Source organism: Streptomyces sp. JLYT201 (genome assembly GCF_059448825.1).
In genome coordinates, this window is record NZ_CM182551.1 from 6,893,057 (window position 1) to 6,908,022 (window position 14,966).

At 74.4% G+C, this 14,966-nt stretch carries 11 protein-coding genes; 3 read left to right on the forward strand and 8 right to left on the reverse strand.

The genetic code is table 11. From position 1 onward, the window contains the following. Positions 1-209 precede the first annotated feature (209 nt). Entirely contained in the window at positions 210-2,420 is a 2,211-nt protein-coding gene (locus tag AC5WAM_RS29105; protein WP_495519352.1) for a bifunctional glycosyltransferase 87/phosphatase PAP2 family protein, read from the forward strand. Here AC5WAM_RS29105 and AC5WAM_RS29110 read toward each other — a convergent pair. After that, the gene (locus AC5WAM_RS29110; protein WP_495519353.1) at positions 2,377-4,011 is read right to left on the reverse strand and encodes a DUF8823 domain-containing protein; all 1,635 of its coding nucleotides are present in this window, start codon (positions 4,009-4,011) and stop codon (positions 2,377-2,379) included. The two genes, AC5WAM_RS29105 and AC5WAM_RS29110, sit on opposite strands and share 44 nt — an antisense overlap. Before the next feature lie 232 nt (positions 4,012-4,243). Continuing rightward, positions 4,244-5,488 (reverse strand): cytochrome P450, encoded by a 1,245-nt coding sequence (locus AC5WAM_RS29115; protein ID WP_495519354.1) that lies wholly within the window; start codon positions 5,486-5,488, stop codon positions 4,244-4,246. Between the two features lie 293 nt (positions 5,489-5,781). Between AC5WAM_RS29115 and AC5WAM_RS29120 the strand changes: the two genes are divergently transcribed. Then, a complete protein-coding gene (locus AC5WAM_RS29120; protein ID WP_495519355.1) occupies positions 5,782-6,951 on the forward strand; it encodes a steroid 3-ketoacyl-CoA thiolase in 1,170 nt (389 codons plus the stop codon). 263 nt (positions 6,952-7,214) lie between these two features. Here the strand turns inward: AC5WAM_RS29120 and AC5WAM_RS29125 are convergent, their stop codons facing one another. The 6 genes from AC5WAM_RS29125 to AC5WAM_RS29150 all read right to left on the reverse strand — a co-directional run bounded on the left by AC5WAM_RS29125 (position 7,215) and on the right by AC5WAM_RS29150 (position 13,699). After that, a complete protein-coding gene (locus AC5WAM_RS29125; protein WP_242717529.1) occupies positions 7,215-7,622 on the reverse strand; it encodes an aggregation-promoting factor C-terminal-like domain-containing protein in 408 nt (135 codons plus the stop codon). Between the two features lie 384 nt (positions 7,623-8,006). Further along, positions 8,007-8,813, reverse strand: a complete 807-nt coding sequence (locus AC5WAM_RS29130; RefSeq protein ID WP_495519356.1) for an ECF transporter S component — start codon at positions 8,811-8,813, stop codon at positions 8,007-8,009. Between the two features lie 83 nt (positions 8,814-8,896). After that, positions 8,897-10,642 carry an ABC transporter ATP-binding protein gene (locus AC5WAM_RS29135; RefSeq protein ID WP_495523669.1) on the reverse strand — a complete coding sequence of 582 codons (1,746 nt, stop codon included), beginning with the start codon at positions 10,640-10,642 and terminating at the stop codon, positions 8,897-8,899. 2 nt (positions 10,643-10,644) lie between these two features. Beyond that, entirely contained in the window at positions 10,645-11,817 is a 1,173-nt protein-coding gene (locus AC5WAM_RS29140; protein ID WP_495519357.1) for an energy-coupling factor transporter transmembrane component T, read from the reverse strand. Between the two features lie 14 nt (positions 11,818-11,831). Next, complete coding sequence (locus AC5WAM_RS29145; protein WP_495519358.1) at positions 11,832-12,491, reverse strand: SCO2322 family protein; 660 nt, start codon at positions 12,489-12,491, stop codon at positions 11,832-11,834. Next, positions 12,488-13,699 (reverse strand): SCO2321 family membrane protein, encoded by a 1,212-nt coding sequence (locus AC5WAM_RS29150; protein WP_495519359.1) that lies wholly within the window; start codon positions 13,697-13,699, stop codon positions 12,488-12,490. Before AC5WAM_RS29150 ends, AC5WAM_RS29145 begins: the two co-directional genes overlap by 4 nt. Before the next feature lie 423 nt (positions 13,700-14,122). On the opposite strand from AC5WAM_RS29150, the gene AC5WAM_RS29155 reads away from it, so the two are divergent. Then, positions 14,123-14,944, forward strand: coding sequence for an SDR family oxidoreductase (locus tag AC5WAM_RS29155; RefSeq protein WP_495519360.1), 822 nt, complete (start codon positions 14,123-14,125; stop codon positions 14,942-14,944). Positions 14,945-14,966 lie beyond the last annotated feature (22 nt).

Below are 14,966 nucleotides of genomic sequence, written 5' to 3' on the forward strand. Positions count from 1 at the left end.
CTGGTACGGGCCTTGTCCGGGCGGGCGCTCCGGGGACGGCCCCGGTTGGCCACCCCGGCCGGAAAGCCGGTAGAAAGCGGTGTGGCTGCCAGGTGAAGCGGGGGTTGCGCGCGTCTCTTCCCAGGGCGTGCGAGCCTCTTCAGGTGAGATCGAGGATCTCCTGGCACTTTGATCGAGGATGACGGATGGGGCGGGAGGGCCGACAGGGCGTGGCGAATGTTGAGCACAGGGGACCGGGAAGCGCCTTGGGCGCGGGGACGTCCGGCCCGCCCAAGGCGCGGATCGAGGCGATCCGTGTCGCCCTCTGGCTGATCGCCGCCGTCCTGGCGGTCCGGCAGGCCGCCGTCGTCCTGCGCACCCCCAAGGGCGAGCGGCTGACCGATCTGGAGACCTGGATCGGGCCGAACGGCGTGCTGCACGTGAAGGGCTCGCTGTACGACGCGGACAAGTTCACCGGCACGCCGTTCGCCGGGCTCGTCCTCAAGCCCTTCGCCAGCTCCGCCGAGCAGGCGCTCGGCTGGGCCTGGACCTTCGGCACCCTCGGGCTCGTCGTCGCCCTCGGGGTCGTCGCCGCCCGCGCCCTGCCGCAGCCCGTCTCCCGGCGCGCCTCGCTGCTCGCGGCGCCCGTCGCCATCTGTCTGCTCATGCTGTCCCTGCCGGTCCGCAACACGCTGCACCTGGGGCAGACCAGCATCATCCCGGTCCTGCTCGTGCTGCTCGGGTGCTTCGCCGCCCGGGGCGAGCGGGCCAGCGGCATCCTGATCGGCGTCGCCGCCGCGCTCCAGCCCGCCGTGCTGCTCTTCGCGCCGCTGCTGTGGTTCACCGGCCGCAGGAAGGCCACCGCGTCCCTCGGCCTCACCTTCGCGGGGCTGACCGCCGTCGCCTGGGCGGCCCTGCCGCACGACTCGACGACGTACTGGGTGCACCACCTGGCGGGCGCGGGCCTCGGCGCGAACCCGGACGCCAACGCCAACCAGTCCCTGCACGGCGCGCTGCTCCGCTTCGGCCTCCAGGGGCCGCTGGAGATCGGGCTCTTCCTGGCCCTGGGCGCCGCCGTCGCCTTCGTCGGCCTGCGCCGCGCCGTGCGGTACGCCGAGGACGGCCAGCTGCTGCTCGCCGTCGCGCTCACCGGCTGCGTGGCCGTCGCGGTGTCCCCGACGAGCTGGCAGCACCAGCTCCTGTGGCTGCTGCTCGCGGTCGTCGGCCGGGTCGGCAAGCGCGCGTCCGACCGGTACGTGTGGCCCATCGCCATCGTCCTGGTGATGACGCTGCCGTCGAAGATGATGCTCCCGAACATGTCGGTCCTGGACCCGCTGCGCGACAACGTGGTCCTGCTCGCCGCGCTCGCCTCCGCGCTGATCGTGCCGTTCCTGTCCCGGACGGCGCCCGAGTACCAGCAGCCGATCCCCACCTCGTACGCCGATCCCGTACCGGCGCGGTGGAAGTGGGTGCCGCTGTTCCCGTTCTGGCGGCGCGTGCTCACCCGGCCGAACCTGCTGCTCGAACTGCTCCTGATCCGCGTCGGCTACTCCGCCTACCAGCAGACCCGCCTCGCCGCGACCGGCGGCACCATCTCCGGGGGCCGCGAGCGGGCCGAGGCGCACGGCGAGCAGATCCACTCCATCGAGCAGTTCCTGCACATCGACATCGAGCACTGGTTCAACCATCTGACGGCACGGACGCCGTGGATGGAGAGCTTCTTCAACTTCTACTACACGTCGTTCCACTTCGTGGTGCCGCTGAGCGTCCTCGCGATCCTGTACCTGCGGCGCCCCGCCCAGTACCGCTGGGCGCGCTCCGCGCTGGGCTTCGCCACGCTGCTCGCGCTCGTCGGCTTCTGGGGCTACCCGCTCGCGCCGCCGCGGCTGATGGAGGACCTGGGCTTCATCGACACCATCCACGGCCCGCAGGACTTCTCGCAGCCGGACTACGGCACGCTGACGAAGCTCACCAACCAGTACGCGGCGATGCCCTCGCTGCACTTCGGCTGGTCCCTGTGGTGCGGTCTGACCATCGCGATCCTCGCCCCGAAGTGGTGGATGAAGGCCCTCGGTCTGCTGCACCCGTTCTTCACGGTGTGCGCGATCGTCGGCACCGGCAACCACTGGGTGCTCGACGCGGTGGGCGGCGCGGCGGTCGTCGGCGCGGGCTTCGGCCTGACCTATCTGCTCCAGGGGCCCCGGGTGAAGGAGGTCCTGAAGCCCGGTGCGCCGCGCCCCGGGCCCGGGATCCCGCAGCCCGCGACGGCGAGCCCGCCCGCGCGGGCCGCGGCGCCGGACCGCCTGACCAAGTCCGCGCCCGAGGAGACCGCGGCCGGGGCCGCCGGGCCCGCGGGGAGCGGGGACGGGCCCGAGCCGCCCGGCGGATCGGACCCCGTCAGCAGCGCGCCGGACGCGCCGGGCGGCCGTAGCCCGAGCTGATCGTGTAGGTGCCGGGGGCGGGCACCGTGAGCCGGGTGAAGTCGCCCTCCTTCGCCAGGCACGCGCCCTCGGCCCGCAGCCACGGCGAGTACACGATCCGCACCGTCACCGGCCCCCGCTCCGGGACCCGCACCACCACGTCCGTACTGGTGGAGCGGACCACGGAGGCGGGGGCCGACACCATCGGGACGGCGTTGCGCACCCGGAAGATCCGCCAGTGCCTGCCCTTCCACACCGGCTCCAGCCACTCGGGGCGGCTCCGGACGAGGGCGGCCTCGTCCAGGGCGGGACCGTCCGGGCGCCCGGAGGGCAGGACCACGAAGCCCACCGCCCACTTGTCGAGCCAGGCCCGGTAGGTGGTGGCGGAGAACGAGCCGTCGTAGAAGAGGCGGCCGCGCTCGATGTCGAGCTGGCGGTTCCAGCCGCGCGCCATGTTCACGTACGGGGCGAGCGCGGTGGCCTCGCGGTGGTTGCGGGCCGGGACCACCTCGACCCGGCCCCGGTCGGCGCCGAGCCGCCGCAGGGCGCTCACCACGCCGTGGGTGTCGGTGGCCCACGCCGGGACCACCGTCGACACCTCCAGGTCGTCGACGGTCTTCTGCGCCACCCACGCCGTCGACACGACGAGCGCCGTGACCAGCGCGACGCGGCGCAGCACCGGGAGCGCCGGGGTCAGCAGGGCGGCGAGCAGCAGCGCGGGCGCGACCAGCTCGGCGAGCCGCTCGACGTTCGTGCCGATCGGCGAGGGGATGAGGTACGTCAGGACGGTCCCGGCCGCGTACACGCCCGCGCCCCAGCGCAGCACCCGCCACTCGCGCGGCCCCGCGACGATCAGGACGAGGCTGAAGAGGACCGGCGGGAAGATCCGGTCCGCCCACATCAGGTGCTCGCCCTTGAAGGGGAACAGCACGGTCGTGGTGCCGACGACCGCGACGGGCGGAAGGAGCAGGACCAGGGCCCGGCCCCACTCGCGTACGAAGAAGTAGCCCGCGCCCGCCACGAGCAGGAACAGGCCCGCCACCGGCGACGCCATGGTGGCGAGCGCCGCGCACAGGGCCGCGACGGCCGGGCGCCGCGTGCCGAGCAGGGCGAGGACGGCGCCGAGCCCGAAGGCGAGGCCGAGCGCGAACGTGGTGCGCCCGGAGGCGACGTTGCACCACACGGCGAGCGAGGCGAGCACGGCGGGGGCGACCGGGCGGTCCACCCCGGCGCGCTCGATGAGCTTGGCGACCAGCCAGGCACCGGCGACCCCGGAGAGCACGGTGACGGTCTTCACGCCGAGCGCGGCCATCAAGTACGGCGAGATCACGCTGTAGTTGGCGGTGTGCATGCCGCCGTACCAGAACAGGCTGTACGCGGCCGTGCCGTGGTCGTCCGCGAAGCGGGCCCAGGCCTGCTGCGCGGCGAGGTCACCGCCGCCGGTGGCGAGGAACGCGGCCCAGATCGCGTACAGCGGGAGCGTGGGGGCGGTGGCGAGCACGGGGACGCGGTGGCGCCGGTAGAAGGAACGGACGACTCGGAAGGGATTCTTCCGGTCGGTGGGTGAGCTGCCGGCGGGAACGATCGAGAGGTCGGCAGAGACCACGGTCACCGTTTCCGTTCGAAGTCTTGACGCTGGTGAAGGGGTGGCGTTCACCCCCCAAGACGCTCCGGATGACGAAAACGTTGGCGCATTCTGCCGATCAAGTGAACATATGGCGGAATGACTCGGGCGGTTCGGGGCGGTACGAGCGTGATGCGCGGTTCGTTCGGGGCGCGGGATCCGGCCAGGGGAGGCAGGGGCGGAGCGTAGGGGATGGGCCCCTGCCTCCCGTGGGGCCCGGTCAGCGGGTGCTGACCCGGAGCTCCTTGACGCCGTTGAGCCAGGCCGAGCGGAGGCGTCGCGGGTCGCCCGTCAGGCGCAGGTCGGGCATCGCCTCGGCGACGGCGTTGAAGATGAGGTTGATCTCCAGGACCGCGAGGGACTTGCCGAGGCAGAAGTGCGGTCCGCCGCCGCCGAAGCCGAGGTGGGGGTTCGGGTCCCGGGTGATGTCGAACGCCTCGGGGTCCGCGAAGACCTCGGGGTCGTGGTTGGCGGAGGAGTAGAAGATGCCGACGCGGTCGCCCCGCCTGATCGCGGCGCCGCCCAGCTCGGTGTCCTCGGTGGCCGTGCGCTGGAAGGAGACCACGGGCGTGGCCCAGCGCACGATCTCCTCGGCGGCGGTCACCGGCCGCTCCCGCTTGAAGAGGTCCCACTGGTCGGGGTGGGTGAGGAAGGCGTGCATGCCGTGGGTGATGGCGTTGCGCGTGGTCTCGTTGCCCGCGACGGCGAGAAGGATCACGAAGAACCCGAACTCGTCGGAGGAGAGGTTCCCCTCGTCCTCCGCCGCGACCAGCTGGCTGACGATGTCCCCGGCCGGGCACTCCTTGCGCGCGGCGGCGAGGTTCATCGCGTACGAGACGATCTCCATGGCGGCCTCGGTGCCGACCTCCTCGGTGATCGCGTACTCCGGGTCGTCGTACCCCGCCATCTTGTTGGACCAGTCGAAGATCTTGGAGCGGTCCTCCTGGGGGACGCCGATGAGTTCGGCGATGGCCTGCAGGGGCAGTTCGACGGCGACGTCGGTGACGAAGTCGAAGCCGCCGTCGGCACCGGCGCGCTCCAGGGCGGTGCGGACGATCCCGTGGGCGCGCGCCCGCAGGGCGTCCTCCAGGGAGCGGACGGCGCGGGGCGTGAAGCCGCGCTGGACGATCTGGCGGACCCGGGTGTGCTCGGGCGGGTCCATGTTGAGCATGATCAGCTTCTGGACCTCGATCTGGTCGCGGCTGATCGACTCGTTGAAGCGGATGATCGCGGTGTTGAGGTTCGAGGAGAACAGCTCGGGGTGCGTGGAGACGTGCTTGACGTCGGCGTGCCGGGTCACGGCCCAGTAGCCCGCGTCGTCGTAGCCGGATATCCCGCGCCGCTGCGCCACCCAGCGCACCGGCTCCACCTGCCGAAGGCGCGCGAACTCCGGGAAGGGCACGCGGTCTTGGAGGACGTCCGGGTCGGTGAAGTCGAACCCGTCGGGCAGCGCGGGGCAGGGCATCGGGGGCTCCAGGCGTTCGGCACCGGTGTGGGCGGGCGGCGGGTGTGCGGCCGCCCGTGGTCTGACGGTCCATCAGGAGATGGCTCGAAAGGTAATAACCGGTTCTACAAGTAGCAAGGCTCGTGGGGCGGTTCGTTGCGCGCGCGGCGGGCCCGGGTGTGTGCACGACCCTTGCGGGAGAGGGGTGGGGCTCAGCAGACTGCTGACCGGAACTAGAACGCGTACCAGTTCTCGCGTGCTACGCGGGCGGGGTGCCGGGACGCCCCGCGGCATCCGGAGGAGAGGACGAGATCGTGGCCGCCGAACCTGTCATCGTCGAAGCCGTACGCACCCCGATCGGCAAGCGCGGAGGAGCCCTCGCCAACCTCCATCCCGCCTACCTCCTCGGCGAGACCTACCGCGAGCTCCTCGGGCGGACCGGCATCCACGCCGACTGCGTCGAGCAGATCGTCGGCGGCACCGTCACGCACGCGGGCGAGCAGTCCATGAACCCGGCGCGCACGGCCTGGCTCAGCATGGGCCTGCCCTACGAGACGGCCGCGACGACCGTCGACTGCCAGTGCGGCTCCTCGCAGCAGGCCAGTCACATGGTCGCCAACATGGTCGCGGCGGGCGTGATCGACATCGGCATCAGCTGCGGCGTCGAGTCCATGTCCCGGGTGCCGCTGGGGTCCGGCAGCAAGCACGGCCCGGGCAAGCCCTTCCCCGACGAGTGGAACGTCGACCTGCCCAACCAGTTCGAGGCCGCCGAGCGGATCGCGCGCAGGCGCGGGCTCACCCGGCGGGACACGGACGCCCTCGGGCTGCTCTCCCAGGAGCGGGCGGCCGCCGCGTGGGCCGAGGAGCGCTTCAAGCGGGAGACCTTCGCGGTCCAGGTGCCCACCACCGAGGAGGAGCAGGCCGCGGGGCAGGGGATGTGGCGGCTCGTGCACCGGGACGAGGGGCTGCGCGACACGTCCCTTCAGGCCCTCGCCGCGCTCAAGCCGGTCATGCCGAGCGCCGTGCACACCGCGGGCAACTCCTCCCAGATCTCCGACGGGGCCGCGGCCCTGCTGTGGGCCTCCAAGCGGATGGCCCGCGCCCTCAGGCTCAGGCCGCGCGCGCGGATCGTCGCACAGGCCCTCGTGGGGGCAGACCCGCACTTCCACCTCGACGGGCCCGTCGACGCGACCCGGGCCGTGCTCGGCAAGGCCGGGATGTCCCTGCGGGACATCGACCTCGTCGAGATCAACGAGGCCTTCGCCTCGGTCGTGCTCAGCTGGGCGCGGGTCTTCGAGCAGGACCTGGAGAAGGTGAACGTGAACGGGGGCGCGATCGCGCTCGGGCATCCCGTGGGCGCGACGGGGGCGCGGTTGATGACTTCGGCGTTACATGAGCTGGAGCGGCGCGACAAGGAGTTCGCGCTGGTGACGATGTGCGCGGGCGGTGCGGTGGCCACCGCCACGATCTTGCAGCGGCTGTAGCCGCCAGGGGGGCTCCGCCCCCCTGGGCCCCCGTATCGGCACTCCGCGCCTCGTCCTCAAACGCCGGACGGGCTGAAAGTCCCGGTGGCCGCCGGACGCCTTCTGCGGGCCCGCAGCCGACATCCGGTCCGCACCGGCGACGATTCAGCCCGTCCGGCGTTTGAGGACGAGCGCGCCAGCGCGATGAGGGCGGGCGGGTGAGGAAAGGGCGGCCACCCCGCCGGGGGTGACCGCCCTCACTGTTCAAGGCCCAGGGGCCAGGCTCAGTACCAGCCGTTGGCCTGCCAGTGGTTCCACGCCGCGCACGGGCTGCCGTAGCGCTCCTTCATGTAGGAGTGGCCCCACTTGATCTGGGTCTCGGCGTTGGTCTTCCAGTCGGCGCCCGCCGAGGCCATCTTCGAGCCGGGCAGGGCCTGGACCAGGCCGTACGCGCCGGACGAGGAGTTCGTGGCGGTGACGTTCCAGCCGCTCTCGTGGGAGACGATCTTGTCGAAGCACTGGAACTGGCCGGCGTCGCCGATCACTCGCTGCGCCACGGCCTTGGCCGAGTCGGACGCCGGGGCGGCCTGAGCGGGGGCCGCGGCGAAGACCATGCCGGTGGCGGCGGCGGCGAGGGCACCGCCGACGAGGGCCTTCTTGGGCGTGATGCGGCGGAGGAGCGTGACGGACACAGAGGACCTTCCGGTCGGGTACAGGACGGTCGCGGGGCGCTTGCCGCTCCGGCTCGTGAGGAGCGGGGGCAAATGCGTCGGCGCCGAGGCCTTGAGCTGTTTCCCGGAGTGCCCGGGGGGCTCGTGGACGGCCGGTCGGCGCCGTGCGACTCATCCAGAGAAGCAGGGCTGTTACGTCGCCGCAATGACCCCTCTTACTAGTGGCACTCGCATCTCGGACGAAGGGCCCCGTTGTGATCTGGCTCTCAATCCGCAGGTCAGAGCGTAAATTGGCGTGTACGTGACAGCGAAGTGCGGCTACGGGGTCCCGTAGTAGAGGACCAAAGTCCTGTGGGGCGGCTCACCGCCCACCCCCCTGTTTCCTCACGGAACGCGCAACGCCGCTCACGGCTTCGGGGCCTCGAATGTGACCGGCGCCTCGAACGCGGCCCGCCGCGTGGCCCGGCGCAGCGCCTTCAGGACGGCCGGGCCGAGCGCGAGGCTCAGCACGACGGTGAGCACCGCCCGCGGCAGGTCCCAGCCGAGCGACGTGGCCAGGCAGTACGCGAGGAAGCGGGCCAGGTTGTCGCCGACCGCGTCGCCGGGCACGAAGGAGACGCCGGTGGCGAGGCCGGAGATGTAGGGCCAGCCCTGGAGGTTCATCACGGTCCCGTACAGGACGGACGCCACCGCCCCGTACGCGCCGAGCAGCCACAGCTCACGGCGGCCGCGCAGGGTGTCGGCGCCCGGCAGGAGCCCCGCGCCCATGCACACCCACCCCATGGACAGCATCTGGAACGGCATCCAGGGGCCCACGCCGCCGGTGAGCAGCGCCGAGGCGAACATCGACACGGCGCCGAGGACGAAGCCGAAGCCCGGCCCGAGCACCCGCCCGCTCAGCACCATCAGGAAGAACATCGGCTCGATCCCGGCCGTCCCGGCGCCGAGCGGCCGCAGCGCGGCCCCGGCCGCGGCGAGCACCCCCAGCATCGCGATGGCCTTCGCGTCCAGGCCGACGTCGGAGATGGTCGCCACGACCACGCCCACCAGCAGGGGGAGCAGGGCCGCGAACAGCCAGGGTGCGTCTTGCGCATGTGCGCTGATCGTCGACTCGGGCCCGGCGAGCAGGGGCCAGGCGAAGGCCGCCACGCCGATGGCGCTCACCAGGGCCAGGGCGGCCACGGAGCGGGGGCCCAGCCTTATGGGGCGCACCTGGGCGTCCGGCCGGACCGGTTGCCCTCCGCGCGTTGTCCGTGGCCGGGCGCGCCGTTCCCGGCGCGCCCTCGGGGCGCTGCTCACCGGGCCGCCTCCAGCGCCTCGCGCACCTGTGTCACGGTGAGCCACCGCTGCGGTGCCAGGACCTTGGTGACCTGCGGGGCGAAGGCCGGGGACGACACGACCACCTCGGCGGTGGGGCCGTCGGCGACGACCTCGCCGTCGGCGAGGATCACCACCCGGTGCGCCAGCTCGGCCGCGAGCTCCACGTCGTGCGTGGCCAGGACGATCGCGTGGCCCTCGGCGGCGAGGCCGCGCAGGATCGTGACCAGACGGGCCTTGGCCGCGTAGTCCAGGCCCCGGGTCGGCTCGTCGAGGAGCAGCAGCGGCGGACGGGCCGTGAGGACGATCGCGAGGGCGAGGGCCAGGCGCTGGCCCTCGGACAGGTCCCGCGGGTGCGTGTCGTCGGCGATGCCCGGCAGCAGCTGAGCCACCAGGTCGCGGCAGCTGCCCGCGGGCGCGTCGGCGTCGTGGTCGGCGGCCGCGCACTCGGCCGCGACCGTGTCCGCGTACAGCAGGTCGCGCGGCTCCTGCGGAACGAGGCCGACGCGGCGGATCAGCTCGCGCGGGGCCGTGCGGTGGGGGGCGAGGCCGCCCACGCGGACCGTGCCGGCCGTGGGCGGCAGCAAGCCCACCAGGGCGGACAGGAGCGTGGACTTGCCCGCGCCGTTGCGGCCCATCAGGGCGAGGGTCTCGCCCGGCGCCACGGCCAGGTCGACGCGCCGCAGCGCCTCGACGCGCCCCCGGCGCAGCGCGAGCCCCTCGACCCGCGCGCCGCCCGCGGCCGCGCCCCGGTCCGCGGGCTCCCCGGGCGACGTCCGCCCGAGCCGCCACCACCGGGCCGCCGGGGCCGCGCGCCGCTCCTCGGACGCGGAGGGCGCGGAGGGCGCGGAGGGCGCAGAGGATGCGGAGGGCCCGGCGGACGCCGTGCTCCGCTCCGGCGGCACGGCGTCGGCGAGCCGCTCGCGCAGCCCGGCCGCCTTGCGCCGGGCGTCCCGCACGGTCAGCGGCAGCGGGGTGAGCCCGGCGAGCCGGCCCAGGGCCACGACCGGCGGATACACCGGCGAGACGGCCATCAGCTCGGCCGGATCGCCCAGGACGGGGGCCGCGCCGGGCGATGCCAGGAGCAGCACCTGGTCGGCGTACTGGACGACCCGCTCCAGGCGGTGCTCGGCCATCAGGACCGTGGTGCCCAGGTCGTGGACCAGGCGCTGGAGGACGGCCAGGACCTCCTCGGCCGCCGCCGGGTCGAGCGCGGACGTCGGCTCGTCGAGGACCAGGACCCGGGGGTGCGGGGTGAGGACGGAGCCGATGGCGACGCGCTGCTGCTGGCCGCCGGACAGGGTGGAGATGGGCCGGTCCCGCAGCTCGGCGAGGCCGAGCAGGTCGAGGGTCTCCTCGACGCGGCGGCGCATCACGTCGGGGGCGAGCCCGAGCGACTCCATGCCGTACGCCAGCTCGTCCTCCACCGTGTCCGTCACGAAGTGGGCGAGCGGGTCCTGGCCCACCGTGCCGACCACGTCGGCGAGCTCGCGCGGCTTGTGGGTGCGCGTGTCGCGGCCCGCCACGGTCACGCGTCCGCGCAGCGTGCCGCCGGTGAAGTGCGGCACGAGCCCGCTGACGGTGCCGAGCAGCGTGGACTTGCCGACCCCGGACGGGCCGACCACCAGGACCAGCTCACCCTCCGGGACGGCCAGGTCCACGTGCTCGACGGTGGGCCGTGCCGTGCCTTCGTACCGTACGGAGACGTCCTCGAACCGGATCATCGTCATGGGCTCTGCTCCTGGGCGGCGGCTCGGGACGGGCGGGGGGCGGGGGCCTGCGCGGGCGGCGGCACCGGCGCGACGAACGCCGGGAGCAGGCCGAGCAGGATCGCCGCGGCGGGCCACAGCGGCAGCTCCGGCGCGACCAGCGGGACGACTCCCGGGTGCAGGGCCGCGCCGCCGGGCGAACTCGCGGCGATCATCAGGCCCGCGACGGCGGCGCCGGACCCGGCGACGAGCCAGGCGCGCACGCCCCACACGTCGGGCCGGTAGCGGGTGCGCACCGCGCGCCGCCCGCCGAGCCACAGCCCGCCGAGCGCCGCGGCGAGCCCGGCGCCGAGCACCGGCAGGCCGTACGTCCCGCCGTCCGCGGTCAGCAGCCCGTACGTGCCCGCGCACACGCCCATGAGCCCGCCGAGCGTCAGGGCCGCCGTGGTCCTGCGCACCCGTGCGGGCACGGCCGCGGTGCGCCCGAAGCCGCGCGCGTCCATCGCGGCGGCCAGCGCCACGGACCGTTCGAGGGCGCCCTCCAGGACGGGCAGGCCGACCTGGAGCAGGCCGCGCACGCCGCGGTCCGCGCGTCCGCGCAGCCTGCGCGCGCCACGCAGCCGCTGGACATCGGCGATCAGGTTCGGCGCGAACGTCATCGCGACGACGACGGCGACACCCGCCTCGTACAGGGCGCCCGGCAGGGACTTCAGCAGCCGGGCGGGGCTCGCCAGGGCGTTCGCGGCGCCGACGCAGATCAGCAGGCCCGCGAGGCGCACCCCGTCGTACAGCGCGAACACCACGCCCTCCGCGGTGACCCGGCCGCCGATCCGCACGCCCTGCGCCCAGTCGGGCAGCGGCACTTCCGGCAGCGTCACGATGAGGTGGGTGCCCGGGATCGGCGAGCCGAGGAACACCGCGAAGACCAGGCGGACGCCGATGACGAACAGGGCGATCTTCACGAACGCCCCGTACGCGCGCGCCCACGGAGCGGAGGTGCGCCGGGCCGCGACGACGTACCCCGCGACCCCGACGAGCAGCCCGATGAGCAGCGGGTTGGTGGTGCGCGACGCGGCCGTGGCGAGCCCGAGGGCCCACAGCCACCAGGCGCCCGGGTGCAGGGCGTTGGAGCGGTGCGCCTCGGGGGCGAGGCGGCGCGGGGCGGCCCGCACGGCGCGTGGGCTGGTCATCGCGTCGGGCCGGTTCACCCGCGCCGGCGGCGGGCCTGCCAGACGGCGGCGGCGCCGAGCACGACCACGGCGGCGACCCCGGCGACCAGGCCGACGGACGGGCCGCCTTCGCCCTCGTCGGCGGCGCGCCCGCTCCGGTCGCCCTTGTCGCCGGACACCTGCTCGCCGCAGCCGGACTTCGGGTAGTCGGAGATGGCGCACAGCAGCGCGTTGTTGTCGTAGCGCAGGGGCTTGGCGACGGCGGCGAGCGCGTCGGCGCTCGACCCGCCGTCGTCGATGCGGGCGCACGCGGTGCGCGGCTTCGGCGGAGTCCGCCCGTCAGGGGCGTCCGCGGCCGTGCCGAAGTCGATGACGACCGCGATCCGCTTCTTGCCCGCCGCGGCCTTCGTGTCCGCGCAGACGGTGGCGAAGTCGGCGGTGCCGCGCGGCTTCTTCGCGGTCTTCGCGTCCGCGGACACGGCGAAGCGGAACCCGTCCACGTCCCCGTCGTCGGGCCGTGCGGTCGAGGGCCCCTGGGTGGCGTACGCCCACGTGCCGCCCCCGCCGCGCTGCCAGAACGACCAGTAGCGGTAGTCGGCGGCGTGGGCGGGGACGGCCGCGAGGAGCGCGAGCAGGGCGGCGAAGAGCACGGCCACCGCGCGGCGGGGGCCGGGTCCGCGACGGCGGTGTGTCACGGCTGGGACTTCTTGCGGCCGCTCAGGAGGAAGCCGATGCCCGCGCCCGCGGCCAGGCCGACGCCGACGATCCACCAGACGCTCACGCCGCTGCCGTCGTCGTCCTTGTCCTTCTCCTCGTCGGCCGCCTGCGCCCGCGGGGCCGGGCCGGTCGCGTTCAGCTGCTTCACCAGGTCGGCGCCGCCGAAGTCGCGCGGGTCGAGGCCCGCGGCGTGGGCGGCGAAGACCAGCTGCGCGTAGGCGGCGGGGCCGCCCTGCTTCGCCCAGTCCGCGGAGTTGTCGGCGAGCCACCGGGCGGACTTCTGCGCCTGCTCGCCCTGGCCCGCGGCGGCCAGGGCGACGACCGCGTCGGCGGTGTTGCCGACGTCCGGCTTGTCCGTGGAGCCGGGCAGCGACGAGGTGAGGTGGCCGGACTTGCCGAGGGCGTCGATGAGGTAGCCGGTGCCGTTGGCCGCGGCCTGGTCCGCCGAGGCGGCCTTGACGCACTTCGGCGCGGCGGCGTCCTTCTTCGGCGCGCTCACGACCAGGCCCTTGCCGAGGCCGCCGAGGACACCGGCCGCCGTGGCGTCGGCGTTCGGCGCGAGCTTGCCGGACTTGGCGTCGGCGAGGCCGAAGGCGCCGCCGTCCTTGCCGCAGTCCAGGGCGAGCTTCGTCAGCGCGTCCAGCGGGGTCCTGCCCTTCTGGGACTTCGCGGCGGCGGGCTTCTCCCCGGCGGCGGCGAGCGCGCCGATCACGATGCCGGTGGAGTTGGCGTCGCTCGGCAGGCCCGGGGTGTAGCCCCAGCCGCCGTCCTGGTTCTGCACGGACTTCAGCCAGGCCACGCCCTTGTCGACGGCCTTCTTCTCGCCGCCGAGCGCGGCCAGGGCCTGCACGGCCGCGGCCGTCGAGTTGCTGTCGACCTGCGCCTTGGAGTCGCAGGGCACGTCCGCGTCGGCGCGGTAGGCCGCGAAGCCGCCGCTGGCGCACTGCTGGCCGGTCAGCCAGTCCACGGCCTTCGCCGCGGGCGTGACCCCGGTCGTGTCCTGCGCGAGCAGGGCGTACGACTGCCGGAACACGCCGTCGAACTTCGGGTCCGACTTGCCGTACAGACCGGAGGGGAGCGCGCCGGAGGGCGAGGGCGAGGCCTCGTCGGCGAGGGCGGCCGGGGCCGCGGCCATGCCGAGGGCGACGGCGGCGGCCAGGGCAGCTGCGCTGCGGCGAACGTTCATGATGCGGCGGGTGCCTCTCCCTGCGGGGAGCCGGGCGGCACGGCACGACAGGGGCACCGGGCGGCTCCGGCTCCGTATGCCTCGACGGTGCCGGCCATCGGTACGGTCCCGATGACGCGAGCCGGTCACGCGTCGCACGAGGTGCTCCGGCTCGCCACGGGCGGGTGGTGCCACGGCGGCTCCTCCCGGACCGAGCGAAGCCAGGACCCGGGGAAGGTGCAGCGCCGGATTTCCACCGGCTTCCCCTCGTACGTACGTGATGACGACCCGCACACTCTACCGGCCCGTACGCCGCCCCTCCCGGCACGCGGCCCGGCGGACGCCGAGAGGGGGCGGGGCCGGTGATCGCGCTCTGGTGCGGTCCGTGCGGCGGGCGTAGCGTGGCGGGAGCCTCAGAACGCGGCAGTCGAGGGGAGCAGCACCGTGACGGACCCGAGCCGCGGGCGGCAGCACCGCGGGGACGACCAGGCCGCCCGCACCTGTCTGATCACCGGTGCCGCCTCCGGCATCGGCAGGGCCACCGCGCGCCGGCTGGCCGCGCGGGGCCACCGGGTCATCGGCGCGGACCTCAAGGACACCGACATCAGCGCCGACCTCGGCACCGGGGAGGGCCGCGCGCTGCTCGCCGAGGCGGCGGCCGACCTCGGCGGCGGGCGGCTCGACGCCGTGATCGCCTGTGCCGGGGTCGCCGCGTACGACCCGGTGACCGTGCGGGTGAACGCCTTCGGCGCGATCGCCACGCTCACCGGACTGCGGCCGCTCCTTGCCGCGGGCCGCGATCCGCGCGCGGCCGCCGTGGCGTCCGTGGCCGTCCTGCACCCCGCCGACCCGGCGATCGTCGAGGCGGTGCTCGCCGACGACGAGGCAGCGGCCGTCGCCGCCGCGCGCGCCGCGGTCGAGCGCGGCGAGGGGCAGCGGGTGTACGCCTCCGCCAAGCACGCCCTCGCGCGGTGGGTGCGGCGAGCCGCCGTGAGCGACGCGTGGGCGGGCGCGGGCATCCCGCTGAACGCGATCGGGCCCGGCATCATCCGCACCCCCATGAGCCGCCCCATGCTCGCGGACCCGGAGGTCCGCGCCATCGCGGACGCCGCCGTCCCCATGCCGCTGAACGGCTACGGCGAGCCGGAGCAGGTCGCCCCGCTGCTCGACTTCCTCACCTCGCCGGAGAACACCCATGTCACCGGCCAGGTGGTCTTCATCGACGGCGGCGCGGACGCGGTGCTGCGGGGGGACGCGAGCTGGTGACGGGGCGGGCCCGCGCCGCGGG

Coding starts and splice junctions, on each gene's coding strand:
- AC5WAM_RS29140 (WP_495519357.1), bottom strand. CDS start 11,817: ATGACCAGCCCACGCGCCGTGCGGGCCGCCCCGCGCCGCCTCGCCCCC.
- AC5WAM_RS29115 (WP_495519354.1), bottom strand. CDS start 5,488: ATGCCCTGCCCCGCGCTGCCCGACGGGTTCGACTTCACCGACCCGGAC.
- AC5WAM_RS29150 (WP_495519359.1), bottom strand. CDS start 13,699: ATGAACGTTCGCCGCAGCGCAGCTGCCCTGGCCGCCGCCGTCGCCCTC.
- AC5WAM_RS29135 (WP_495523669.1), bottom strand. CDS start 10,642: ATGATCCGGTTCGAGGACGTCTCCGTACGGTACGAAGGCACGGCACGG.